This is a genomic window from Streptomyces sp. NPDC028368, assembly GCF_055565615.1.
Genome location: NZ_JBVHTY010000007.1, coordinates 165663 through 190425, shown reverse-complemented (window position 1 = coordinate 190425; position 24763 = coordinate 165663). Strand labels below are relative to the sequence as shown.

22 protein-coding genes and 1 tRNA gene are annotated in these 24763 nt (G+C 72.2%); 8 read left to right on the top strand and 15 right to left on the bottom strand.

Annotation, left to right across the window (positions count from 1 at the left end; genetic code table 11):
* Positions 1-2: 2 nt before the first annotated feature.
* The gene (locus tag ACZ4S3_RS18270) at positions 3-422 is read right to left on the bottom strand and encodes an SsgA family sporulation/cell division regulator (RefSeq protein ID WP_467934773.1); all 420 of its coding nucleotides are present in this window, start codon (positions 420-422) and stop codon (positions 3-5) included.
* 774 nt (positions 423-1196) lie between these two features.
* On the opposite strand from ACZ4S3_RS18270, the gene ACZ4S3_RS18265 reads away from it, so the two are divergent.
* A tRNA-Lys gene (locus ACZ4S3_RS18265) sits at positions 1197-1270 on the top strand.
* A gap of 293 nt (positions 1271-1563) precedes the next feature.
* Here the strand turns inward: ACZ4S3_RS18265 and ACZ4S3_RS18260 are convergent.
* Positions 1564-2163: a hypothetical protein gene (locus ACZ4S3_RS18260; RefSeq protein WP_467934769.1), complete on the bottom strand. Its 600-nt coding sequence runs from the start codon at positions 2161-2163 to the stop codon at positions 1564-1566.
* Between the two features lie 327 nt (positions 2164-2490).
* Here ACZ4S3_RS18260 and ACZ4S3_RS18255 point away from each other — a divergent pair, with 327 nt between their 5' ends.
* A complete protein-coding gene (locus ACZ4S3_RS18255; RefSeq protein ID WP_467934765.1) occupies positions 2491-3270 on the top strand; it encodes an HAD-IIA family hydrolase in 780 nt (259 codons plus the stop codon).
* A 111-nt stretch (positions 3271-3381) separates the two neighbouring features.
* Here ACZ4S3_RS18255 and ACZ4S3_RS18250 read toward each other — a convergent pair whose 3' ends face one another.
* From ACZ4S3_RS18250 to ACZ4S3_RS18210, 9 genes are all read right to left on the bottom strand, one after another.
* Positions 3382-4458: a 2-aminoethylphosphonate ABC transporter substrate-binding protein gene (locus tag ACZ4S3_RS18250; RefSeq protein ID WP_467934760.1), complete on the bottom strand. Its 1077-nt coding sequence runs from the start codon at positions 4456-4458 to the stop codon at positions 3382-3384.
* Positions 4459-4502: 44 nt separating this feature from the next.
* Positions 4503-5300, bottom strand: a complete 798-nt coding sequence (locus ACZ4S3_RS18245; RefSeq protein WP_467934756.1) for an ABC transporter permease — start codon at positions 5298-5300, stop codon at positions 4503-4505.
* Positions 5287-6282, bottom strand: coding sequence for a 2-aminoethylphosphonate ABC transporter permease subunit (locus ACZ4S3_RS18240; protein WP_467934752.1), 996 nt, complete (start codon positions 6280-6282; stop codon positions 5287-5289). The genes ACZ4S3_RS18245 and ACZ4S3_RS18240 overlap by 14 nt, the downstream gene beginning before the upstream one ends.
* A complete protein-coding gene (locus ACZ4S3_RS18235; protein ID WP_467934749.1) occupies positions 6275-7405 on the bottom strand; it encodes an ABC transporter ATP-binding protein in 1131 nt (376 codons plus the stop codon). Before ACZ4S3_RS18235 ends, ACZ4S3_RS18240 begins: the two co-directional genes overlap by 8 nt.
* Before the next feature lies 1 nt (position 7406).
* Positions 7407-8123, bottom strand: coding sequence for a phosphonatase-like hydrolase (locus ACZ4S3_RS18230; protein ID WP_467934745.1), 717 nt, complete (start codon positions 8121-8123; stop codon positions 7407-7409).
* On the bottom strand, positions 8117-9238 hold the full coding sequence (locus ACZ4S3_RS18225; protein ID WP_467934741.1) for a TIGR03364 family FAD-dependent oxidoreductase: 1122 nt from the start codon (positions 9236-9238) through the stop codon (positions 8117-8119). Before ACZ4S3_RS18225 ends, ACZ4S3_RS18230 begins: the two co-directional genes overlap by 7 nt.
* A gap of 156 nt (positions 9239-9394) precedes the next feature.
* Positions 9395-10159, bottom strand: a complete 765-nt coding sequence (locus ACZ4S3_RS18220; protein WP_467934737.1) for a GntR family transcriptional regulator — start codon at positions 10157-10159, stop codon at positions 9395-9397.
* A gap of 25 nt (positions 10160-10184) precedes the next feature.
* On the bottom strand, positions 10185-11096 hold the full coding sequence (locus ACZ4S3_RS18215; RefSeq protein WP_467934733.1) for a hypothetical protein: 912 nt from the start codon (positions 11094-11096) through the stop codon (positions 10185-10187).
* A 271-nt stretch (positions 11097-11367) separates the two neighbouring features.
* Complete coding sequence (locus tag ACZ4S3_RS18210) at positions 11368-12564, bottom strand: ROK family transcriptional regulator (RefSeq protein ID WP_467934729.1); 1197 nt, start codon at positions 12562-12564, stop codon at positions 11368-11370.
* A gap of 55 nt (positions 12565-12619) precedes the next feature.
* Here ACZ4S3_RS18210 and ACZ4S3_RS18205 point away from each other — a divergent pair, with 55 nt between their 5' ends.
* A complete protein-coding gene (locus tag ACZ4S3_RS18205) occupies positions 12620-13735 on the top strand; it encodes a Gfo/Idh/MocA family oxidoreductase (RefSeq protein ID WP_467934725.1) in 1116 nt (371 codons plus the stop codon).
* Positions 13732-14217, top strand: a complete 486-nt coding sequence (locus ACZ4S3_RS18200) for a heme-degrading domain-containing protein (protein ID WP_467934723.1) — start codon at positions 13732-13734, stop codon at positions 14215-14217. Before ACZ4S3_RS18205 ends, ACZ4S3_RS18200 begins: the two co-directional genes overlap by 4 nt.
* Before the next feature lie 429 nt (positions 14218-14646).
* Here the strand turns inward: ACZ4S3_RS18200 and ACZ4S3_RS18195 are convergent, their stop codons facing one another.
* The 3 genes from ACZ4S3_RS18195 to ACZ4S3_RS18185 form a co-directional block, all read right to left on the bottom strand.
* Positions 14647-15504, bottom strand: coding sequence for a fumarylacetoacetate hydrolase family protein (locus tag ACZ4S3_RS18195; protein ID WP_467934719.1), 858 nt, complete (start codon positions 15502-15504; stop codon positions 14647-14649).
* A gap of 138 nt (positions 15505-15642) precedes the next feature.
* The gene (locus ACZ4S3_RS18190) at positions 15643-16584 is read right to left on the bottom strand and encodes a YidC/Oxa1 family membrane protein insertase (protein WP_467934715.1); all 942 of its coding nucleotides are present in this window, start codon (positions 16582-16584) and stop codon (positions 15643-15645) included.
* 267 nt (positions 16585-16851) lie between these two features.
* Positions 16852-17157, bottom strand: coding sequence for a DUF6412 domain-containing protein (locus tag ACZ4S3_RS18185; RefSeq protein WP_467934711.1), 306 nt, complete (start codon positions 17155-17157; stop codon positions 16852-16854).
* Positions 17158-17311: 154 nt separating this feature from the next.
* On the opposite strand from ACZ4S3_RS18185, the gene ACZ4S3_RS18180 reads away from it, so the two are divergent.
* The 3 genes from ACZ4S3_RS18180 to ACZ4S3_RS18170 all read left to right on the top strand — a co-directional run bounded on the left by ACZ4S3_RS18180 (position 17312) and on the right by ACZ4S3_RS18170 (position 21714).
* On the top strand, positions 17312-19336 hold the full coding sequence (locus ACZ4S3_RS18180; RefSeq protein WP_467934709.1) for an AMP-dependent synthetase/ligase: 2025 nt from the start codon (positions 17312-17314) through the stop codon (positions 19334-19336).
* Between the two features lie 183 nt (positions 19337-19519).
* Complete coding sequence (locus ACZ4S3_RS18175) at positions 19520-20167, top strand: DUF4142 domain-containing protein (RefSeq protein WP_467934705.1); 648 nt, start codon at positions 19520-19522, stop codon at positions 20165-20167.
* Positions 20168-20265: 98 nt separating this feature from the next.
* Entirely contained in the window at positions 20266-21714 is a 1449-nt protein-coding gene (locus tag ACZ4S3_RS18170) for a DUF1996 domain-containing protein (protein WP_467935563.1), read from the top strand.
* A gap of 843 nt (positions 21715-22557) precedes the next feature.
* Here the strand turns inward: ACZ4S3_RS18170 and ACZ4S3_RS18165 are convergent.
* On the bottom strand, positions 22558-23358 hold the full coding sequence (locus ACZ4S3_RS18165; RefSeq protein ID WP_467934702.1) for a PucR family transcriptional regulator: 801 nt from the start codon (positions 23356-23358) through the stop codon (positions 22558-22560).
* Positions 23359-23954: 596 nt separating this feature from the next.
* On the opposite strand from ACZ4S3_RS18165, the gene ACZ4S3_RS18160 reads away from it, so the two are divergent.
* Complete coding sequence (locus ACZ4S3_RS18160) at positions 23955-24740, top strand: hypothetical protein (protein ID WP_467934699.1); 786 nt, start codon at positions 23955-23957, stop codon at positions 24738-24740.
* The last annotated feature ends 23 nt before the right edge of the window (positions 24741-24763 follow it).

Genomic DNA, 24763 nt, shown 5'->3' with positions numbered 1-24763 from the left:
CATCAGTGCCTTTCCGCGAGGAGCCGGGCCAGATGGGTGTCCATGTCGAGGTATTCGTTCTCCCGGCCGGGCGGCACGATGGCCGCCGTCTGCTCCAGCCATGCAGTCAGCTCCGTTGCACGTACCGACAGCTCGCAGACGCTGTCGTCGGTGGACAGTTCGATGTGGATACGGCGCTGTCCCCCCGGTTCGCGGAACGGCCACACCCGTACATCTCCTTCTCCGGTCTCGTCGCGCAGGCCGCCCAGCAGCAGATCGCGGGCGAACAGCCAGGTGGCGACCGACCGGCCGCGGGTTATGAAGTCGACCTCGACCTCATAAGGGCGGTCACTGCGGTAGCTGAAGCGGCCGTCCACCGGGACCGCGTCGTGCGGTCCTATGAGGAGCTGCATCTCAAGGGTGCGCTTGGCTGTCGACACCACGACGATCAACCTTTCCGAGGAGGGGCGAGTCCCGGGAGACCCGATTCCGGGGCGCGCGTCCTAGCAGACGTCGGCGCGCGCGATGGGGTTGCAGAGGTGGAGGAGGAGTGACGGACGCCATCCGGTGACGGCGTCCTTGGAGGCCGGGGACGGCCGGGGCGCGAGGGCGGGCCGGACAGGGGCTCGCCGCCGTCGGGGCCGTCGTGGGCGCGCTCAGGGGAAGCCGGCCCGCGCCCTACGGGATGCGGGACCGCCGGCGGGGAGCCGGTGATTTCCGGGTCGGCGATTTCCGGGCGAGTGAATTCCGGGCCGGTGAAATCCGGCCCGGTGATTCCGCCGGAAGTGGGCGTGGCGCCGGCCAGAGGTGACCGCAGTCCGCGACCGTCGCGGCAGCCGCCGCTGCGGCTTCCTATGGCACTTCCCGGCGCTGCCATGCCAGTTCCCTCCGGGCTCGTTCAGGCTTCCCGTACTGCTCTCGCCCAGGCTTCGGACCGCTCGCCTCGGCGTTCGCCTCAGCCTCTCAACCGGGGGTTGATAGCGCATGTTGACGGGCAAGCGGTGACCAGTCCCCATGAATTCGATCTTCACAGCCGAATTCGGGCAACCCGTTGGTCGAAGGTCCCGAAATGACGGGACCTTCGGCCGGGCGGCATGTGCAGCGTGGACGGCGCGAGGCGCGCGAGTGGCGCGGGTCACATGCGTTGCGGGTGTGGGCGGTTCGGACGTGGGTACGGAGCATCCCCGGAGTTCGTGTAAAGTTCTTCAGGTCAGCGCGCGCCGCTAGCTCAGTTGGTTAGAGCAGCTGACTCTTAATCAGCGGGTCCGGGGTTCGAGTCCCTGGCGGCGCACGTAAGACTGAGGCCCCTCGCCATGCGAGGGGCCTCAGTCATTGGGACCTCATGAGGGACCCGGCCCGTCGCCGAGGGCGGGGAGGGTGACCCCGGTGGGCCTGACGGTGGCGGAGGCGGCGACCGGGTCGTGGACGCGCGGCGGAGCCTGGCCCGGAGGGCGGCCGACGGCGGCGACGTTCCCCCGTGGCCGGCGGCCGCTCGGCAACCCCGGCCGTGGCCGGCGAAGGGTGCGGCGGCGCGTGGCGGCCGCTCCCCGTCTCCCCGCCTCGCCTCCCCCTCGGCCCGCCCCCTCAGCCTTGATCCGCGCTCCCCTCGCCTTCCCGTTCGCGTCGGGGCCGCAGCCGGAGCCGCAGCAGCTGCCCCGCGACGACCAGGAGCGCGCCCCCGGTCAGCACCAGGCCGACGGCCGAGGTGCTGGTCATCTCGCGGTTGGCCTCGGCCCGTTCGGACGATGTCGCCCGCTGTGCCCGGCGGTCGGGCCCGGCGCCGTCGTCGGACGGTACGGGCTTGTGGGGGGCGGCCGCGGCGACCCGGAGTGTCGCGGTGGCGGTCAGTGCCCGGTCGCCCGCCACCGGGCAGGCGACGGTGACGGGATGGGCCCCGGGCGCGGCTCCGTTACGGATCCGGGCGCCGCCGGCCAGAGCGTGAGCGTCCCCCTCGGCGCCCCGGGCCAGCAACACCGTACCGGTGAACGCCGACGATTCGGCGGTGGCTTTCGCGGCGTCACATCCGGTGACCTGCAGGGTGACCGCGGCGCCGGGGGCGGCCGCGGCGGGGACGACGGAGACCTTGGTGGTTCCGGCGCCGCGCTCATCCCCGGCGTATGCGGGCGCCGCCGTCACCACGCACGCCGCGACGGCGGCACAGAGAGTCAGTTGCGGTGAGCCCATGGTGAACCTCCGAATACTCCGAAGGTCCGCCCGCGCGGCGCGGTCCGCATCCGGTACGGCCCGGCGCTGCACCGTTCAGGTGAGCCGCGGGGCGTATCGGCGGGCCGGAACGGGTGCGGCTCGATCTCCTCGGGCGGCCCGCGACGTAGAGCCCGCGCACACGCAAAATCACCGCAGCCGGACGGCCGGCGGCCTCGCCCGGACGGCCGGGGCGATGCCGCTGTCGCTCCCCTGCGCCACGGGCCACCTTGCCTGGGCCGGGTGCGAGGATTCCGACTGTCGACCTTCCATGGCGGATCACGGGGGCCTCCTCGTACCGTGGGGGCCATGACAGAGCGCAAGCCCATCGAGTCATGGCTCACCGACATGGACGGTGTCCTGATGCACGAGGGCATCCCCGTCCCCGGCGCCGACGCCTTCATAAAGCGACTGCGGGAATCCGGTCGGCCCTTCCTCGTGCTGACCAACAACTCCATCTACACCCCGCGTGACCTGCACGCCCGGCTCAACCGCATCGGCCTGGACGTGCCCCACGAATCGATCTGGACGTCCGCGCTGGCCACCGCCCAGTTCCTGGACAACCAGCACCCTGGCGGCACTGCGTATGTCATCGGTGAAGCGGGGCTGACCACCGCTCTGCACGACGCCGGCTATGTGCTGACGGACGTGGAACCGGATTTCGTGGTCCTGGGTGAAACGCGAACCTACTCATTCGAAGCGCTGACCAAGGCGATCCGGCTGATCAACGAGGGTTCCCGGTTCATCGCCACCAACCCCGACAACACCGGGCCCTCCCCTGAAGGTGCTCTGCCGGCGACGGGTTCGGTGGCCGCGCTGATCACCAAGGCGACCGGCAAGGAGCCGTACTTCGTCGGCAAGCCCAACCCGCTGATGATGCGCAGTGCCCTGAACGCCATCGGCGCCCACTCCGAAACCTCCGCAATGATCGGCGACCGGATGGACACCGATGTACTGGCCGGTCTGGAGGCGGGGATGCGGACCTTCCTCGTGCTGACGGGGCTGACCCGGCGCGAGGACATCGAGAATCACCCCTTCCGGCCGACCAGTGTCGTGGACTCCATCGCGGACCTCGTTGACCTTGTCTGACCAGGTCGGTGCAGCGTCCGACCAGGTCCGTGCAGCGCTGTCCGACGCCCTGCGCAGATCACCGCGAAGCTGAGGAAGGCCCCCGTGGGCAACGGGGGCCTTTCAGCACCGTCAGCTGCCCGTGGCCGTCTTCCAGGCGTTGACGTAGGAGTCCAGGTTCTTGTCGATGTCGTTCCAGTCGGGCCGGAAGACCTCGACGCCGTTCATGATCTTGGCGAGGGCGGTGGCGTTGGCGTCGGTGGCCTTGATGTCCTTGCGGGCGGTGAAGCCGCCGCCGACCGCGGAGACCTCCTTCTGGACGCCCTCGGACAGCAGGTAGTCCAGGAACTTCTTGGCGTTGGCGCTGTGCGGGGCGTTCTTGACCAGGCCCGCGGCGTAGGGGAGCGCGAAGGTGGAGGGCTTGCCGCCGGGTTTCGCGGCGGGGAAGAAGATGCCCTGGTCCGGCATGGACGTGAGGTTGGCGTAGTTCATCTGGACGTCGCCGTTGGCGACCAGGAGTTCGCCCTTGTCGGTCTTGGGCGCGAGCTGGCCGGTGGAGGACGACGGGCCGACGTTGTTGGCCTGGAGCTTCTTCAGGAACGCCATGGCGGGGCCCTGGCCGCCGAAGTCGTGCATGGCCTTGATGAGTACGGCGGTGCCGTCGCCGGCGACGCCCGGGGTGGAGTACTGGAGTTTGTCCTTGAACCTGCCGTCCGTCAGGTCGCTCCAGGCCTGGGGCGCCTGCTTCAGTTCCTTCTTGTTGTAGATGAAGCAGAAGTAGTTGTTGACGACGGAGATCCACTTTCCGTTCGGGTCCTTGTCGGCGGCCGCGACGTGGTCCGAGTTCTGGGGGCGGTAGGTGTCCAGCAGGCCCTTGCCGTCGGCCTGCTGGATGAAGGGCGGGAGGGTGACGACCACATCCGCCTTGGTGTTGGCGCGTTCGCGGGCCAGCCGCTGGACGGCGGCGCCGGAGCCGCTCTCCACGTAGTTGACCTTGATGCCGGTCTTCTTCTCGAAGTCCTTGAAGACCTTGTCGTAGAAGCCGTCGCCCTTCTCGCTCTTGAGGCCGTCGGCGCTGTAGACGGTGATCTCCTTGGCGTTGGGGTCGGCGGACGAGGCACCGCCGCAGGCGGTGAGGGAGGCGCCGAGGGCGAGGGCGCCGAGGCCGGCGGTGAGCGGCTTGCGGAGGGGGCGGCGGGGGCTGGGCATGGCGGGGCAACTCCTAAACAGGGCAAGGGATTCGGTGGCTTCGACTAGCGGTAGGCGGCCTTGGTGCGGATGCGGGAGACGCCGAGGAGGACGAGGAGGGTGGTGGCCATCAGGGCCACCGCGAGCGCGGCGCCGGTGAAGAGGGACCCGCGGTCGGTGGCGGCGAAGATCTGGACCGGCAGGGGCATCCAGTCCGGGGGATAGATCATCATCGTGGCGCTCAGTTCGCCCATGGAGAGCGCGAAGCACAGCCCCACGGCCGCGGTCAGGGACGGCAGCAGCAGCGGGAGCTTGACGCGCCACAGGACGTGGGCGGGGCGGGCGCCGAGGCCGGCCGCGCTCTGTTCGTAGGCCGGGTCGAGGCGGGTCAGCGCGGCCGTCACGGACTGGTAGGCGAACGCGGTGACCAGCACGGTGTGGGCGATGATCACGATCTGCGGGGTGCCGTTGAGGAGGAAGGGCGGCCGGGAGAAGGCGACCAGGAGCGAGAGGCCGACGACGACCGAGGGGACGGCGACCGGGAGGAGGAACAGGGCGTCGAGGAGGCGGCGGGCGCGGCGGCCGAGCCTTTCCGCCGCCAGGGCGGCCCAGGTACCGGCGGCGAGGGCGGCCGCACTGGCCGCCAGCGCGGTCAGCACGCTGGTGAGCAGGGCGCCCGCCGAGTCGCCCTGCGCGATGTCCTGATAGTGCGCCAGGGTCGCGCCGGAGGGGAGGGCGCCGCTCCAGCTGGTGGCGAAGGACGCGGCGACGATGACCAGCAGGGGCAGCGCGAAGACGGGGACGAAGAGAAGGAAGAACAGCGTGTGGACGGCCCGGCGGGCGGCCTTGCTATGCACCAGCACGACGCGGCTCACCTCCTGTGCGTGAATCTCTGCGAGAACCTGTACGTGACGCCGTACCTGAACCCGTAGCTGAACCCGTACGTGTGCCGGTACGCGATGCCACGGTCCGGTAGAGGGCGTAGAGCGCGGCGGACAGGGCGATGTTGATGACGGCGACGACGCAGGCGCCGGTGTAGTCGCCGTCGAGAATGGCCTTCGTGTAGACGAGCATCGGCAGGGTGACGACGTCCTTGGCGCCGGTGAACAGCACGATCCCGAATTCGTTGAGGCACAGGACGAGGACCAGCGCGCCGCCCGCCGCCAGCGAGGGCAGCGCCTCGGGCAGGATCACCTTCCGTACGATCCGCCAGGGCCGCGCGCCCAGTGACGCGGCGGCCTCCAGCTGCCCGGTCTCCACCTGGGAGAAGGCGGCCAGCAGGGGCCGCATCACGAACGGCGTGAAGTAGGTGACCTCGGCCAGCAGCACGCCCCAGGGGGTGTGCAGAAAGTTCAGCGGGCCGGTGGCCGCTCCCGTCGCGTCCGTCCACAGGCCGTTGGCCACACCGACGGTGCCGTAGAGGAAGAGAAGGGCGAGGGTGATGAGGAAGGAGGGGAAGGCGAGAAAAATGTCGATGAAGCGGCTGAGGGCCTTGCCGCCGGGGAACGGCACGAAGGCGATCACCAGGGCGAGCGCCAGGCCCAGGAGCAGAGCGCCGATGGTCGCGCCGACGGCGATCAGGACGGTGTGGGTGAGGGCTTCGCGGAAGGAGGCCTCGGCGAAGACGGTGGTGTAGGGGGTGGTGGAGTGGCCGCCGTCGTCCGGGGTGAAGGACTGCCACACCACCAGGGCGAGGGGGTAGAGGAAGACCACGGCGAGGGCGGCGACGGGCGGGAGAGCCCACAGGGCCGCCCTGGTACGGGGAGGCCTGGCCCGCTCCGGGGCCCGCACCGCCGGCGGCGCGGCCTGCGAAGACCTGGCCGGCGCCGTTTGCGTACTAGCCATCCTGGCCACCGTCCCCGCCGATCCCCGCCGGTATGAGGACGCCGTCCTCGGGGGCGAAGTGCAGCGCGATCTTCTCGCCCAGGGGCGGGGTCTCGCGCAGTTCGCGCACATCGGCCATGACGCGGTGGCCGTCGACATCCGCGTACAGGCGGTGGGTCGCGCCGCGCCACTGCACCTCGGTGATCGTGCCGCGCAGGGTGTTGCCGTCCGCCCCGGAGCTCTCGCCGAGTCCGACGAGGTGCGGGCGGACGCACAGGGTGGCGGCGGCGCCCTCGGCCACGCCGTCCACCGGGACGGTCAGCGTGCGGCCGGCGAAGCGGACGCCGTCGCCGGCCACCGTGACCGGCAGCAGATTCGCGGTGCCGACGAACGACGCGGTGAATTCGGTGCGCGGGCGGCGGTAGAGCTGCTGCGGGGTGCCGCAGTCGCGCAGGCGAGCCCTGTCCATCACGGCGATCCGGTCGGCCAGCGTCAGCGCCTCGACCTGGTCATGGGTGACGTAGAGGATGGTGACGTCCGGCAACTCGCGGTGCAGGCGGGCGAGTTCGGCGAGCATGCCGGAGCGGAGCTGGGCGTCGAGGGCGGAGAGCGGTTCGTCCAGGAGCAGGACGCCGGGGCGGATCGCCAGCGCGCGGGCGATGGCGACACGTTGCTGCTGGCCGCCGGACAGCTCCCGGGGGTGCCGGCCGGCGTATCCGGCCATGCCGGTCATCTCCAGGGCCTCGGCGACCCGCCCGGCGATCTCGGCGCGCGGCACCTTCTGCGCCTTGAGGCCGAAGGCGACGTTTGCGGCGACCTTCATATGCGGGAACAGCGCGTACTGCTGGACGACCATGCCGATGCCGCGCTTGTACGGCGGCAGCCCGGTGACGTCCCGGCCGCCGATCAGCACCCGCCCGGAGGCCGGCTGGACGAACCCGGCGACCGTGCGCAGCGCGGTGGTCTTGCCGGAGCCGGAGGGGCCGAGCAGGGCCATCACCTCGCCCGGTTCCACGGTCAGGGAGAAGGAGTCCAGGACGGTGGTCCCGCCGCCGTTTCCGGCGTTCGTGCCGTTTGCGCCCTTCCGGCCATAGGCGACGGACACGTTGTCGAAGCGGATCCCGGCCTCCGGGGCGGCGGCCATGTCAGATCACCCCTGCCAGGGCGGGGAGTTCGGCGACCGAGCCGAGGACGTGAGTGGCACCCGCCGCGGTCAGCTGCGCCCTGTCGTGGGCCCCGGTGAGCACCCCGGCCACGATCGAGGCGCCCGCCCGCCGGCCGGAGCGCATGTCGTACGAGGTGTCGCCGGCGACCGCGATCTGCCGTACGTCATCGGCGGCGCCGGTGCGCAGCAGCGCGGCCAGCACCATGTCGGGGTAGGGACGGCCGCGGCCGCCCGCGTCGGCCGGGCACAGCGTCAGGCCGACGAGGCCGCGCCAGCCGAGCGCGTCGAGGATGGCGTCCTGGGTGACGCGGGCGAAGCCGGTGGTGAGCACGACGGTGCGGCCCGCCGCCTGCAGCGCCTCGATCGTCTCGCGGGCTCCGGGGACCGGCGCGATCCGGCCGCCGTCCACCAGCTCCCCGTACGCCTCCTCGAAGGCCCTGTTGGCGCGCCGGGCCGCATCCTCGTCGCCGAACAGGTGCCGGAAGACGGAGATCTTGGACTCGCCCATGGTGGCGCGGACGTAGGCGAGCTTCTCGGCGTGGTCGGCGCTGCCCGGCTCGACGCCCAGGCGCTGCGCCGCCGCACCGAAGGCCTGCTCGACCAGGCCGCCGTCGGCGACCGTGGTGCCGGCCATGTCGAGCACGACCAGCCGGATGTCGTTCTTGTCTGCGGTATCGCTGTGCAACTTCCTCACCATTCCAGTTCGTTCGCGGTCCGCTCGGCGATGGCCGGCGAGCAGGTCATGCCGCGCCCGCCGGGTCCGGTGACCAGCCAGACGCCGTCCCGGGCCTGCTGGCGGTGCACCACCCGTGTGGTGTCGGTGCACTGTGCGTACACCCCGGCCCAGCGGCGGCGGATGCGCGGCAGCGGGCGGCCCAGGATCGATTCGACGACGCCGGTCAGGTGCTCGTACGGCTCCTCGACGGTGTCGAAGGCGAACGGCGTCTCGTACTCGTGTGTGTCGCCGATGGTCAGCCCGCCGTCGGCCCGCTGGACCATCAGGAGCTGCATCTTGTGCTCGGCGGCGGTCGGCGCCTGGGCCTGTGCGGCGGCCATCGCCTCCAGTGCGTCGCTCGCGTAGGCCGGGTAGTAGCGAAAGCTGTCGGCGTCGGCGACGGAGGTGGTCAGCGGTTCGCCGAGCGGGTCGGTCTGCATCATCTGCAGGCGTACGCGGCGCACCGGCAGGTCCGGGATCAGCTCGCGGACCAGGCCGCCGAGCCAGGCGCCGGTGCACAGGATGACCGCGTCGCCGTGGTGGATCTCGCCGTGGTCGTCGCGCACGGCGCGCTCGCCGACCACCTCGCGGATCTCGCGGCCGCCGAGGTAGGTGTACCGGCCGGACTCCAACAGCTCGGCCTTCAGGGCGCGTTGGGCGACCCGCGGCTCCACGGCGGCGTCCCGCTCGCACCACAGGGCGCCGGTGAAGGTGCCGCGCAGGGCGGGGTTGAGGGCGCGGGCCTCGTCGGCGTCCAGCAGCCGGTAGCCGCGGGCGGCTGCATCGGGGCGGCGGGTGGCGGCCTCGGCGACGGCCCGCTCGGCGTCGTTCTTGACGATGGTCAGCGAGCCGATGGCGCGGAAGCCCAGTCCGGGGACCCGGGCGCCGATGCCCTCCCACAGTTCGCGGGCGCGCAGCGCGGTGGCCAGCTCCTCCCCGCCGGCCCGGCCGCTGACCCAGATCTGCCCGAAGTTACGTACCGAGGCGCCACGGGCTTCGGCCTCCCGCTCGATGTGCAGGACCTCATGGCCTCGTTCGACTGCGTGCCAGGCGTGCATGGTCCCCAGCACACCGGCTCCGACAACTATGACTCGCATGCCGCAGACGGTCCTGGCGGCGGGTGACCCGCAACGGTCCGCTCGGCGACGTGGCGGTGAACAGGGCCTCAAAGTTGGCCTAGACCCGTTATCTTTTCGTGACTTCAGGGGAGGTGAAGGGGTGCCCCGGGAGGGTTTCGGGCCGCGCTTACGGGGTCAGCCCGGGGTCCCCAGGTGCGTGGTGAACGAGAACCGGTCGCCCCGGAAGAGCGAGCGCACCCGCTCCAGCGGGCGGCCCCGGGTGTCCCGTGACAGCCGGTGGATCAGCAGCATCGGCAGCGCACCGGGCGTGCCGATCAGCAGGGCCTCGCGCGGGGTGGCCAGTACGGTCTCCAGCCGCTCGTCCGCGTCGCCGAAGCCGATGCCGAGCCGGTCGTGGAGGTAGGCGTAGAAGGAGGAGTCGGGGGTGAAGTCGGTGTCCAGGTCGGGGACCCGGTCGGCCGCGACATAGGTGCTCTCCAGCCCGACCCGGTCGTCGTCGGCGAGCAGCACCCGCTCCATGTGCCATACGGAATCGCCGACTTGGAGCCCGAGGTCGCCGGCGAGCGGCGCCGGGCAGGGGAAGCGGTCGAGGCCGACGAGATGGCGGCCGGGCGCGCGGCCCTGGCGGCGTACGCCCTCGGTGTAACTGGCGAGCGAGAGCGGCTGCTCCATCTTGGGGCCGGCGACGACCGTGCCCCGCCCCAGGCGGCGCAGCCGTCCCTCCAGGATCAGTTCGCGCAGCGCCTGGCGCAGCGTCTCGCGGGACACCTCGAAGCGCAGCGCCAGATCCCGCTCCGCCGGCAGCGGTTCGCCCTCCCCCAACTCCTTGAGCAGCGCGGCGATGTCGACCTTCGCCGCGTAGTACTTGGGAATGCGGCCGTGCTCGGGGATGCCGGCCCGGACGGGTGCGCCAGGTTCCTGGCCGTACTGGTACTCCACCCGGTGATCCTCGCATCACGGGGAATCAGCGGCGCAGGCGGCGGGCCCCGGCCAGGAGAAGGCGGCCGCCCACGAGCAGGGCCGCGGCCGCCGCGGCGGGTCCCCGTACGGGTCCCTGGGCGGTGGCCGCGAGCTCCTGGGGCGGGGCGGGGGCGGCGGGCGCGCTCTCCGGGGCGGCGGGGGTGGCGGACGCGTCGGGAGCGCCCGCCCGGACGGTGAAGCGGTAGTCGCCGGACTGGCCGACCCATTCGCCGTCAGCGCCGCGGCGCTGGACGGTGGTGATGTTGGCGGTGATCCGGTCCTGGGCGGTGTCCGGGGCGAACCGGAGCCGCACCGGGACGGTCACCGTCCCCTTGGCCGGCACGGCCAGCCCACCACCGGGGGCGGGCACCCGCTCGCCCTTCTTGCCTTTTCCGCCCTTCTCGAGCTTCCCGGGCTTCCCCGTCGTCCCTGTCCTCTCGGGTGTGCCGGACTTGGCGAACACCCCGATCTGTTCGTCATGGTCGGTGGCCTCGAAAGGGACCGGCCGCCAGTCGCCGGCGGCCGGGTCGCGGTACTCCAGCCGGATCCGCTCGGGCCGCAGGCCGTGGCGGGCGGCGGTCAGGACGACTACGGGGTGGACGTCCTCGCAGATGGCGTCGGTGGTGTTGCGCAGTTCCAGCTGCCAGGTCCGCCAGTCGCCGCCCGCCGGGTAGTCGGCCGGGGCGCCCTGCACCCGGGAGGCGATGGGGAAGGCCGGGCTGTCCGGACGGCCGCAGGAGGCGGTGGGGACGGGGCCGTGCGCCGGGGCGGTGCCGAGGGCGGCGGCGGTCGTGCCGAGGGCGGCGCAGGCGCCGGGCACGCCGGCGAGCAGGCCGGCGGCGAGCGCGGTACGGGCCGTACGGGAGGCAAGCGCCCGCCGGACGGTGCGGGGGCGGCGTACACCGGACGGATGCATGGCGGTCCTTGGCTGCTCGGGGCCGGGGGCCGCGGGCAGGGCACCCCGAACGACCCTGCCACCCCGCGCCGCGCCGCCGGACGGGAGCGGCGGCGGATGCGCCCGACCGGCCGACGGATCCCGCCTTATCAGCTGACTTTCCGCCGATCGCGGTTGGCCGGCATCCGGCGCGCCCCGGGAGCCGGGCGCCCGGGGGCCATCCGGCCTGTCCGGCCCGTCCGGCCGGGAGAGGTCCCCGCCCGCCCGGTCAGGACGCCCCCGCCCGGCCCGGTCAGGGGGCCTCCCGGCTCGCCGCGAGGGCGGGATGCCGCGGCCCGAACAGCGGCGCCAGCACCAGCTGGGCCGCCCCGTCCGCGACCACCCGCGCGCCGCCCCGGGCGAGCGCCACCGGCACCGCGGCCTGGGACCCGCCCCGCGTACGGGCCTGGTCGGCGAGCACCTGGGCCACGCCGCGCGTGAACCCGTCGGGGTTCTCCAGTACGGTGCGTCCGCCGAGCAGTACCCGGTCGATGTCCAGCAGCTCCACGAGGTTGGCCGCGCCCACGCCCAGCACCCGCGCCGCCTGAGCCAGGTCGCCGCGCTCCACCGCCGCCAGGCACAGCGCCTCGACGCAGCCACGCTTGCCGCACCCACACACCGGACCGTCCAACTGCACCACCTGGTGGCCGAATTCACCGGCCCCGGTGCGTGCGCCGCGCAGCAGGCCGCCGCCCAGCACCAGCCCGGCGCCGAGCCCGGTGCCCAGATGCAGATACGCGAACGAGCCCGCCCCCTCGGGTATCCCCTGTGCCAGGCCGAGGGCCGCGGCGTTGGTGTCCTTGTCGAGGACGACGGGCAGGCCGAGCCGTTCGGCGAGCGCATCCCGCAGGGGAAAGCCGTCCCACCGGGGCGCGCCGGTGACCCGGTGGAGCACTCCGGCGGTGTGGTCCAGCGGGCCGGGGCAGGCGACCCCCACCCCCAGCACGAGCGGCCCGCCGGCCTGGGCCAGGAGCGCCGCGACCTCCCTTTCGGCGGTGGTCAGCACCTGTTCGGCACCCGCCTCGAAGGCGAGCGGGGCGCGGCGGAGGGCGACCGGCTCGCCCGCGAGGTCGGCGAGCACGGCGGTGAGCTCGTCGCGGTCGAGGTGCAGCCCGACGGCATGCCGGGCGCCGGGGACCAGCCGCAGCACCGTACGGGGCTTGCCGCCCGTGGAAGCGCGGCGGCCCGCCTCCCCCGCCAGGCCGTCGGCCCGCAGCCGTGCGGTGATCTTGCTGACGGCCTGCGGGGTCAGTCCCGTGGCCGCGGCGAGCTCCAGCCGGCTCACGCCCTGCTCCCCGGCCGCCCGCAGCAGCCCGAGCACCAGCGCGGCGTTGTGCCCGCGCAGCGCGGGGAGATTGGCACCCGGATGGCCGCCGGAGACGGCGAGGGCTCCCTCGCCTGCGGGACCGGCGGCTCCCCCTGCGGACTCCTGGGAATCGATACTCGTCACCCACCCATTGTCCCCACCGCTTGCACTTTGGCAACAGCGTTGCTTAAGTAGAGATATGAGCGAGACGACCACAGGCACCCCCGGCACTCCGCACGCCCCGCTCCGCGTCGGCCTCATCGGCTACGGCCTGGCCGGCTCGGTCTTCCACGCCCCGCTGATCGCCGCCACCGACGGCCTGGTCCTCGACACCGTCTCGACCGCCAGCCCCGAGCGGCAGGCGCAGGCCCGCGCCGAGCACCCGCAGGTCCGTACGGTCGACACCCCCGAGGCCGTCCTCGACCGCGCCGACGACCTCGACCTGATCGTGCTGGCGAGCCCGAACAAGACGCATGTACCGCTCGCCACCGCCGCCCTGAAGGCCGGGCTGCCGGTGGTCGTCGACAAGCCGCTGGCCGCGACCGCCGCCGAGGCCGAAGAGCTCGCCGCGCTCGCCGCCGACCGCGGCCTGCTGCTCTCCGTTTTCCAGAACCGCCGCTGGGACAACGACTTCCGCACGGTCCGGAGGCTCATCGAGGACGGCGCGCTCGGCGACGTCCAGCGATTTGAGTCGCGCTTCGAGCGCTGGCGTCCGCAGCCCAAGGGCGGCTGGCGCGAGTCCGGCGACCCGGCCGAGATCGGCGGGCTGCTCTACGACCTCGGCAGCCACCTCGCCGACCAGGCGCTGACGCTCTTCGGCCCGGCCGTCATGGTGTACGCCGAGGCCGACATCCGCCGTCCGGGCGCGGAGGCCGACGACGACACCTTCCTCGCGATCACGCACGCCAACGGGGTCCGCTCACATCTGTGGGTGAGCGCCACCACCGCCATGCTGGGCCCGCGCTTCCGGGTGCTGGGCAGCCGGGCGGGCTATGTCAAGCACGGCCTGGACCCGCAGGAGGCGGCGCTGCGCGAGGGCCGCCGGCCGGGCGACGGCGCGGAGTGGGGCGTGGAGCCCACGTCCTGCTGGGGCCGGATCGGCGCCGGGGCCTCCCCGCAGAGCGGCGGCGCCGAGCCCGTACCGACGCTGCCGGGCGACTACCCCGCGTACTACGCCGCGATCGCACGGGCGCTGCGCGAGGGCGGTGAGCCGCCGGTGACCGCCACCGAGGCCGCGGCCACGCTGCGCGTCCTGGAAGCGGCCAGGCTCTCGGCCGCGGAAGGCCGTACGGTCCGGATCGAGGCCGCCGCATGAGCGACACCGGCACCCGGCCCGACGACGAGGTCGCCCGGCTCGCCGCCCAGGAGGAGCGCCTCGTCTTCGCCGCCTTCGGCAACGACGACGCCTGGCGGCTGGGCTGCCTGCTCGTGGACCTGGCCCGCGAGCGCCGCGCCCCGGTCACCATCGGCATCCGCCGCGGCGCCCAGCAGCTCTTCCACTACGCGCTCCCCGGCACCAGCGCCGACAACGACGCCTGGATCCAGCGCAAATGCGCCGTCGTCGAACGCTACGCGGAGTCCTCGTACCTGGTCGGCGCCCGTTTCCGCGCCAAGGGCCGCACCTTCGAGGAGTCCTCGAGGCTGGACCCGGACCGCTATGCCGCTCATGGCGGGGCGTTCCCCATACGGGTGCGCGGGACGGGAGTCGTCGGGGTGGTGGCGGTGTCCGGGCTGCCCCAGGGCGACGATCACGCGCTGGTGGTCGAGGCCCTGGAGCGGTGCCTGGCGGGGGCCTGATCCCCACCGGTCCGCTGCGCTTGGCGGGCCTCCCACGTTTTTGTCTTTCCTGCCGTGGTGGTTTCGCGTCGTTGCGCCTGCGGCGGGCGTGGGTTTGTCGGGTGCGGTGCCACACCTCCGGACTCCGTCCTGCGGCGCGGCCCCTCCCACGGGTGGGTGGAAGACGGGCCGGTGGGGGCGCGCGTTGAGTGTCAGCTGCGCCCTGTGATGCGTCCACAGGGTGCAGCTGACCACTGACGTGCACTCCCACCGGCCTTTCTTTTTCCCACCCTCAACGGGGAGGGGGCGGGCCGTAGCGGCGGAGCCGTGTAGGGCCGGTCCCGCAGCCGAACAGCCCCGCGCAGCGGCACCGCCCGCCGCAGGCGCCACGGAGAGAAACCACCACGGCGGGAAAGACAAAAACGTGGGGCCAAGCCCCAAGCGCAGCGTTCAGGCGGACTTGAGCTCCTGGCGCTGGCGGCCCAGGCCGTCGATCTCCAGCTCCACCACATCACCGGCCCGCAGATACGGCTTGGGCTCCGGCTGCCCCATGGCGACGCCGGCCGGGGTGCCGGTGTTGATGACATCGCCGGGGTAGAGGGTCATGAACTGGCTGACGTAGCGGACCACTTCGGCGACCGGGAAGATCTGCTCGGCGGTGGTGCCGTCCTGCTTCAGCTCGCCGTTGACCCACAGGCGGATGCCCAGGGCCTGCGGGTCGGGCACCTCGTCGGCGGTCACCAGCCAGGGGCCCAGCGGGTTGAACGTCTCGCAGTTCTTGCCCTTGTCCCACTGTCCGCCGCGCTCTATCTGGAACGCGCGCTCGGAGACATCGTGCGCCACCGCGTATCCGGCGACGGCCGCCAGCGCCTGCTCGTCGCTCTCCAGGTAGCGGGCGGTACGGCCGATGACGACCGCCAGCTCCACCTCCCAGTCGGTCTTCACACTGGTCCGGGGTACCAGGACGGTGTCGTCGGGGCCGACGACCGTATCCGGGGCCTTCATGAAGATGATCGGCTCCTCGGGGGTCGGTGCCCCCGTCTCCCGGGCGTGGTCGTGGTAGTTCAGCCCGATGCACACGACCTTGCCGATCCGGGCCACGGGGGCGCCGGTGCGCAGCCCGGCGGCGTCCAGCTCGGGCAGCTCGCCGGACGCGGCGGCGGCGCGGATCCGCGCCAGCGCCTCGTCGTCCGCGAGCAGCGCCCCGTCGATGTCGGGGACCAGGCCCGAAAGGTCCCGCAGGACCCCGGACTCGTCGAGCAGCGCCGGGCGTTCCGCCCCCACCGTTCCGACACGCAGCAGCTTCATCGGTACAACTCCCGTGGTCGAGGGTCGGCCCTGGAAGGGGTCTTCCGGGCCGGCCGATGGGGGACGGCCATCGAGCGATTTGGTCGATCGTCCAAGAACGGGGTCCAGTCCGCAAGACCCCGTTCAGGGAGTGGACCATTACTGAGGGGTAGTAACGGTCTTGGCGGCCTCGGCCCGCCGGGAGTTGGCCCTCGCCCGTGCCGCCCGCTGCCGAGCCGCACGGGTCTTGGGGGCGCGCCGCTGCGCCGGCGGGTTCGGCGCCGCCGTCGGCTGCCCCTCCGCCACGACGGCGGGGTCCTTCACCGGGGCGCTCTCGGCCACCTGCCCCTGCCCCTGCCCCTGCCCCTGCCCCTGGGCACCGTCCCGCTTCCGGTCCCGGTGCAGCAACGCCCGCTCGCACGCCGTCCAGGTGGTCGTGGTGACCATGTAGAGCCCGGCCGCCAGCGGCACCACGGCCACGGTGATCAGCGTGCCGAACGACAGCAGCGGCATCAGCTTCGCCATACCGCCCAGGCCCGGCAGCCCGGGTCCGGCACCCTGGGCCGGCTCGGGGGCGGCGGCCGCCGCGGCCCGTGCCCGGCGGAAGTTCCAGGTGGCGACCGCGCCGATCAGGGCGAACAGCGCGAGATAGACCAGGCCGTGCGGCCCGAACACCCCGCCGTCGGCGAGCGCCTGGCTCCAGTGACCGCCGAGCGGCGCGCCCAGCAGCGTGTGGTCGAGCAGGCCGCCGCCCCCGGTGGTGAAGAGGTGGTACATGACGAAGAAGACGGGCAGCTGGAGGAGGGTGGGGAGACAGCCGGCCAGGGGTGAGGCGCCGGTCTTCGCGTACAGGTCGGACACCGCCTTTTGCAGCCGCTCGGGATGGCCCTTGTGCTTGCGCTGCAGAGCGGCGATCTGCGGGGCGAGCGCGCCGCGGGCCTTCTCACCACGGGCCGCGGCGCGGGCGAGCGGGTGCAGCGCGGCGCGTACCGCGAGGGTGAACACAACGATGGCGGCGGCCGTGGCCGCGGCGCCGAACAGCGGGGTGAGGGCGTCGGCGCCGCGCGCCAGCCCTTCGCCGAGAATGCCGAAAACGGACATGGGTGAGCCCTCCACGGGTCTCGTCGTGCCGGAGAAACGGGAATTCGGCGTGACGAGCTGCGTGGACGCGAGGAGTACGGGTGGATCCCGATCCCGTCCGATCCCGTCCGATCCGGTCCGATCCAGTCCGGTCCGGTCCGGTCCGGGTATCGAACCGGTCGATGAGGGGATCCGGCCCATACGGAGATCCGGCCCATGCGGGGAACAGGCCCACGCGGGGATCCGGTCCGTATGTCGATCCGGTGCGGGTATCCGGATCCGGTGCGTCTACGCGGCCGTCTGGAGGGAACGGCCCGGTGCTCGGGGACGCGGCCGGCCGGCCGCGTCGGGATCGCGTTGCGGCAGGAATGCCGTACGCCGCTCACGGTCGCGGATGGCGGTGCGGATCCGGCCCGGTGGTACCGGGCGGGCGCAGACGGCGATGAGGAAGGCGCTGCACAGGAGCAGGACCGCGGCGGTGGTCGCGACGACCGTCAGAGCCGACGTCAGACCGGTCTGGGCCAGCAGGAGTCCGGCGAGCAGGAAGAAGAGAGCGGAGGTGTACAGGCGCCAGGCATCGGCGATGCGGTACATCCGGTGCCCTCCTCGCGCATCGTCCTTGTCGTCTTCCGCTCAAGAGTAGCCGCAGCTCTGGGCAGCCGGGAGACCGGCGGGTAACTTGCCCTCCCTGCCGCCGGGGACGGACGGCAGATCAGGGGGAATTCAGGGGGAACACTTAGGAGGTGCTGTGCGCGACATCAGCGTTCCGGCCCTGGCGGCTCCACTGCGGACCGGCGGGCTGGCCGACTCCGTCTTCGACACCGCCGCCTACCAGCCGGACTTCGCCCAGCTCGCCCGCCGCGACGCCAGAGCTCCCGGGACCTGGCGGGAAGTGACCGCGGCGGAATTCCGGGACGAGGTCATGGCCCTGGCCAGAGGGCTGCTGACGGACGGCATCCGGCCCGGTACCCGGGTCGCGCTGATGTCCCGTACCCGCTACGAGTGGACGCTGTTCAGCTATGCCCTGTGGGCGATCGGCGCGCAGCTCGTACCGGTCTATCCGACCGCCTCCGCCGAGCAGCTGCGCTGCATTCTCTCCGGCGCGCACGTCGCCGCGATCGTCGTCGAGAACGAGGCGCAGGCCATGACCGTGGCCGCGGCCTGCGACGAGGCGTCCGGGCTGCGGCGGCTGTGGCAGCTGGACCGGGACTGCGTACGGCGGCTGGCCGAGGAGGGCACCCGGCTGACCGACGCGGATGTGCACCGGCTGCGCCGTGCGGTCACCCCCGGCTCCATCGCGGCGATCGTGCACACCTCGGGGACCACCGGAATCCCCCGCGGCTGCGTGATCACCCACGCCAACCTCGCCGCCGAATGCGACACCCTCTACGCGGGCTGGGGCGGACTCCTCGCCGCCCCCGGGGAACGCCCGTCGCTGCTGGCCTTCCTCCCCCTGGCGCACATCTACGGACTGATGGTGCAGGTGGCCTGTCTGCGCGGCGGGGTGCTCCTCGGCCACCAGCCGGACATTGCGTCGGACGAGCTGCTGGCGGCCCTCGCCTCGTTCCGGCCGACGTTCCTGTTCGCGGTGCCCTATATCTACGAGAAGATCTGCGACCGGGCCCGCCGGGCCGCCGAACAGGCCGGACGGCGGCGGATGTTCGACGCGGCGATGACGGTGGCGGTGCGGTACGCGGAGGCGCTCGCGGCGCAGGCACAGGGCACCGGGCGCGGCCCGGACCCGTTCCTGCGGGCCCGGCACGCGGTCTATGAGCGGCTGGTGTACTCCCGTATCCGGGAGCTGCTGGGCGGGCGGGTGCGCACCGGGGTCTCCGGCGGCTCACCGCTGCAGCGGGAGCTGGGGCTGCTCTACGCGGGCGCCGGGATCACCGTCTACGACGGCTACGGCCTGACGGAGACCACCGGGGCGATCACCGTGCAGCCGCCGGGGCGGGTGCGGTTCGGGACGGTGGGGCTGCCGCTGCCGGGGAACGCGGTGCATCTGGCGCTGGACGGTGAGGTGTGGGTGCGGGGGCCGGCGGTGTTCGCCGGGTATCTCGACGAGGGGGACGCGCCGGGCGGCGGGCTGTACGACGGCTGGCTGGCGACCGGCGACCTCGGCCGTCTGGACGACGACGGCTATCTGGTCATCACCGGCCGCAAGAAGGACATGATCATCACCAGCGGCGGCAACAGCGTGGCCCCGCAGGGGCTGGAGGAGCGGCTGCGCAGCCATCCGCTGATCTCCCAGTGCGTGGTGGTCGGCGACAACCGCCCTTACGTCACGGCGCTGATCACGCTGGATCCGGAGGCGCTGGCGCACTGGCGGCGGCTGAGGGCCGGGCGCGACGACGGATACGAGGACGCAGGCGACGACGGGCACGGCGGGGCGTACGGCGGAGGGCTTGGCAGCGCGTACGGCGGGGCGTACAGGGACGGCTCCGGCGGGGCATACGACGACGGGTACGGCGAGGAGACCGCCGTCCGGGAACCGTCCCCGGAGGAGCAGGTGCGGGCGGAGGTCCGGCGGGCCGTGGCACGGGCCAACAGCGCAGTCTCGCGCGGCGAGTCCATCCGCGCGTTCCGCATCCTGCCGGGCGAGTTCAGCCAGGAGTCCGGGCTGATGACACCGTCGCTGAAGCTGCGCCGGGCGGCGATCGTACGGGCCTATGCCGCGGAGATCGACGCCCTGTACGCGCAAGGGAAGCACGACCTGCTCGAATCCCGCGCGGAACGGCGGAAGGCGGCGGCCGCGGGACCGTACGCGCGCTGACGCCCGCGCGGCTCGGCCGACCGGGCCCGCACGCGAACCGTAGCAGCGCCGCGCCGGGCCCGGCCGTTATTTGTCCAGGGGTGAGGACCCCGGGCCACGGACCCGGCCCGGCGCCTAGCGTCCGGTGGCATTCCGGTGGGTCCCACCCGGGGGCCCACCACGGAGACGAAACCGGGAGGCCATGTGCGGTCGATCATCAGCAACTCCGCAGCATCCGGGCGGACCATCGCCACCGGACTGGTCGTCGCGGCGCTCGTGGCCACGCTCGCGGCGCTGTTGCTGCCCGTACAGCTCTTCGGCGAGACGGCCGCCGCGGCCACCAACACCGTCTCGTACGACGACGACGGCGGCGGCACGGTCAACACCCGCTTCGGGCCGCTCAGCCCCATGGACCGGGACTTCGTGCGCAAGGTCAGGCTGGCCGGGCTGTGGGAGATGCCCGCGGGCCGGCAGGCCCAGGAACGCGGGAAGACCGCCGCGATGCGTACCGCGGGCAACCACCTCGTGGCCGGCCACACCGAACTGGACCGGCGGTCGGTGGAGGCCGGGAGGGCGCTGGGCATCTCGCTGCCCAACCAGCCCACCGCCGAGCAGCAGGGCTGGCTCGCGCAGCTCAACTCCGCCTCGGATGCGGACTACCCCGCCCTCTTCGCCAAGCTGCTGCGCCGGTCCCACGGCAAGGTCTTCGGGCTGATCGCGCTGGTCCGCGACCAGACCCGCAACTCGATGGTGCGCGCGCTGGCGGACAAGACCAACTCCACCGTGCTGGACCACATCACGGTTCTGGAGAAGACCGGCCAGGTCGACTTCAACACGCTGCACAGCAGCTGAGCCGCTCGATACACCCCTCACACCGGACGAAGCGAAGTGATCTCATGAAGCAACGTCAAGGCCAACAGGGCCACAAACGCTCGCGTCTGACGACCAGAATGATGGTGGGGGCCGCCGCGCTCCTGCTGGGCGGCGGCGGGCTGGCGGCGGTCGCCACCACGGCGCTGGCCGGCAACGCCGAGCCCGACGAGACCGCCGGCCATCAGCACACCGCCGTGACCACGACCATCTCGTGTCCCGACGTCGGCGAAAAGCTGCGGCAGGTACCGCACAGCGCCCAGCTCCAGGTCTCCAAGGGCCTGGCCACCCTCGACCGCCAGGTCCACGACGCGTACCACAAGTGGATGGCGGGCAGCGACAACGCCGTCCTCACCGCGCTCAAGCAGCAGCGCTCGCGCACCATCAGCACGATGGTCACCGCCATCGACAAGAAGGCACAACGACCGGGCTACCTGCTGAAGATGAGCGGCTGCACGACCAAGCCGGTCGACGAGGGCGCGGGCGCCGGCGGCTTCGACTCCACGAAGTCCACCACGAACGGCTGGTACCAGGGGCAGAGCCCGCAGCAGGGCCAGCAGCCGCAACAGGGTCAGGACCAGGGGCAGGAGCAGGGCCAGGACCAGGGCCACCAGCCGGGCCAGGGCCAGCAGCAAGGTCAGCCCGGCGGCCCCTCCCCCGACGACTTCATCGACATCAACACCGTCCAGCCGAACGCGGACGCCCCCCCGTTCGCCGCCCCCAAGGGGGACAACGCGACGACCGGTACGTTCACCACCGAATGCGGCCGCAATGAGGAAGGCCACTTCAACCCCGACAACGTCATCGTCACCCCGGGCGTCAGCAACGGCGCCCACCACACCCACGACTACGTCGGCAACAAATCCACCGATGGCTTCTCCACCGACGAGTCCCTCGCGGCCTCCGACACCACCTGCGACAACGGCGACCTGTCCACCTACTACTGGCCGGTGCTGCGCAAGCTCGACGGCCAGGCGGAGCAGAAGCCGGGCGCCGCACAGGACGCCAACGTCGGCTCGGTGCTGACCCCTGCCACCGTCACCCTCACCTACCGCGGCAGCCAGGCCGGTCAGGTCCGGGCGATGCCGCGCTTCCTGCGCATCATCACCGGCGACGCCAAGGCCTTCACCAACGGGACGGGCAACGCCAACGCCTCCTGGAGCTGCACCGGTTTCGAGGACCGGCAGTTGAAGGACAAGTACCCGCTCTGCCCGCAGGGTTCGCAGGTGGTCCGTACCTTCGCCTTCCAGAACTGCTGGGACGGCCGTAGCACCGACAGCGCCAACCACCGCACCCACGTGACCTTCTCGGACCGCAACGGCTTGTGCCCGCAAGGGTTCACGGCGATTCCCCAGCTGGTGGAACGCATCACCTACGACGTGCCGCAGGGCGACAGCTTCGCGGTGGACAGCTTCCCCGAGCAGCTGCACAAACCCGTCACCGACCACGGTGACTTCATCAATGTGATGCCTGAGGACCTGATGAACAAGGCCGTCGACTGCATCAACGGCGGGCGGGAGTGCAGGTGAGGACCGGGCGGGTGAAGTCCGGGGCGATGAGGTCCGGACCGATGAACTCCGGGCAGACGAACTCCGGGCTCAGGAGGACCTGACCCCGCTCGCACCCCATGGCCCGCTCGTGGCTCCCCCATCGCGAGCGGGCCGTGGGGTTGGCGGGCCCTAGGGGTTGGGGGAACAGATCCCGTAGGGGGTGTGAGGGCCCCCTACGGGATCCACAACGCGGCGGCCCCGGGCCGGTATTCCCGCTGCAGCCGGCTGCAACTGGGGAATACCGAGACCCGGGGCCGCCGCTGATGGTCCCGAGGGGGGCGTCACGCGGAAACGTTCTTCCGCAGGGTTTGTCGGCCGGCCCGTCGGCCGGCCCGTCGGCCGACCCCGTCGACAGGTCCGTCCAACGGTTCACCAACGGCCCCGTCAGCAGGCCGACTGCAGGGACAGCCACCGGCCCGTCAGCAGACCGACGGACAGAGACAGCCACCGGCCCCCTGTCGGCAGACCGACGGGCAGACACAGTCACCGGCCCCGTCGGCAGGCCCGGCTACAGGTTCGTCAGCAGGTCCGTCAGCAGATCCAGCGACAGGCCGGCCCAACGGCCCGCCGGCAGACCGACTGCAGGTACTCCTGCCGATCCGTCAGCAGGCGTGACTACAGGGCCGCCAGCAGACCCGGTGCCAGGCCTCGCCCGACACCCTCTCAGCAGGCCCGGCTGCAGGCCCGGCCCGACGCCCCCGCATCACGCCCGACTACAGGGCAGCGGGCGGCCCCCCGAGACCGCCCCGTAGGGCCGCCCCGCGAGACCGCCCTGCAGGCAGGCTCCTCGGCCCCCCCGTGGAACCGATTACGTGACGCCCGTCAGAGCCCGTTCACCCGGGCCTCCCTCGCCATGCCAAGTGGTCGGATGGTGGAGGCGACGGCTCGCGCGCGGCGGCCGGCGCGGGCGCGGTAGCTGCGGACGTGAGCCATCAGGCGGCGGCTGCGCAGTGCCATCTCCAGCTCGAAGCGGCTGCGCGGATCGCGGAGCACCGGGCCGAAGAGTTTCTCGATCTGGCGCAGGCGGTAGCGCACCGTCTGCGGGTGGACGTGCAGCAGCTTGGCCGCTTCGGGCGCACCACCGCCCTCGAGCCAGGCCAGCAAGGTCACTTCCAGGCGCTCGCTCTGGCGTGGCGTCAGTTCACTCAGCGGACCGAGCCAGCGGGAGGTCAGGGCGTCGGCGAGCGATTCGTCCTGGAGGAGCAGCAGCGCCGAGAGGTGGTCGTCGACGAATGCGGCGCGCACCTCCGGGCCGACCCGGCTCGGGGCCAGTGTCAGCAGGTAGCGGGCCCAACGCAGCGAGGACGCCGTGTCGGTGGCCGGTACGACGTGTCCGACGGCAGCCGCCCGGCCCTTGAGCGCCGCCTCCAGGCGGGCCCTGGTCTGGGTGGCCGGGTCGGGGACGAACAGACAGGTGTCCCCCTCGACGGTGCCGATGAGGGCATTCCCCAGGGCTGCGGCCAGTTGGGGTGCCTCGGCCGGTGTGGCGAGGACGACGGCCTGGACGGTCTCGGGGACCGGCCAGCCGGCCGCGCGGGCCAGGCCGTCCAGGCCCCCCGGCGGCAGGTCCCGCTGTCCGGCGAGTACGTCGAAGAGGTCCTGCCGTGCCTTTGCGACCGGCATGGGCGTGACCACGGACGATACCGCCGGACGTTTACTTTGCGACTCTTTTTGGTACCCAAGACATGTCAGCAGGGCCTGTTCCAGTGCCCATTGTGCCTCTTCTACGGGAGTATTACCGAGAAGTGCCGACAATGCGGGAAAACCGCGCTGCAACTCCGCGACAACCTTCTCTGTGAAGTCCGGGAGTTCCATTCTCACTACGCGGGACCACTCGCCTCGGGGGCGCGACCAGATGCGGTTCAGGAGATCACACATCGCTACCTCGATCCTGGCGGGGATGCGGCTGGAAAGGCGCTGAACTCCCCCGTACGCCTGAGTCGGCATCATCGGGAGTCGGTCCGTGTGACCGCGATGCCGGTGCAGGAATTTGTCACAGCGCGCTAAACCTTACGAAATCTCCACGGCGTTCGTAGATGCTTTTGCACATCCCGTTTAACGGCCCTGCGTATTCACTCGGTCACGGAATGTTCAGTGTTACCGGGGGTCACACGGAAGGGTTACCGGGGGTTACCGGAACAAAAGTCCGGCACAAATGCCACCGCCGGGGATTTCCGGGAAATTTGCACTCGCAATCGTGTTCGCCATCGGGAGGTCCGATGCCTGTCCCTCGTCTGCAGATCCGGCAGAGCAATCAGAGCCGGCAGGGCCGAACCAGCCGTCATGCGCATCGGGGGCGGTCCTCGCCGACCGTGCCCCGCCCCCGGCGGCCGCCCCGAGAACCCGGAGCGCCACCGCGTCGTCGCTCCGCCGGCAACCGCCCGGCCACCACGGCCACCACAACCGCCGTACTGCGTCCGGCACTTCCGGCCGCCCTGCTGCTCTTCCTCGCGGTCACCGTGCACTCCGGCGCGATGGACACCGCGATGCGGTTCCTGGACTTCGGCGCCGGGGTGCTCGCCCTGGTCGCGCTGTCCGTCACGGTGCTGTGGGGGCTGGCCGCCACCGACCGGATGGTGCTGCACTCCGGCCACCGGCTGCTCGCGCAGGCCGTGCACCGCGGCACCGGCGTCGCCGGGCTCGGCTTCCTCGGCCTGCACATCTGGGTGAAGGTCGCCGAGGGCCACACCGGCACACTGTCCGCCGCGGTGCCCTTCACCGACGGCGCCCGGCCCTTCCTCATCGGCCTGGGCACGCTCGCCGCCTACATCTTCCTCGCCGTCGCGGTGACCGGCGCGGTGCGCGGCGCGTTCACCGGCATCACCGGCTCCCGCTGGTGGCGGGCGCTGCACATGAGCGCGTACGCCGCCTGGGCGCTGGCCCTCGTGCACGGCATCAAATCCGGCCGCCCGGCCGCTGGTTGGGCCATTGCCGGATATGCCCTGTGCCTGGCTGCGGTGGCCGTACGGCTCGTTCTGCGGCTGCGCGCCGCACGCCGCGGCTGACGCTCTCAGGATCGCAGGCACAC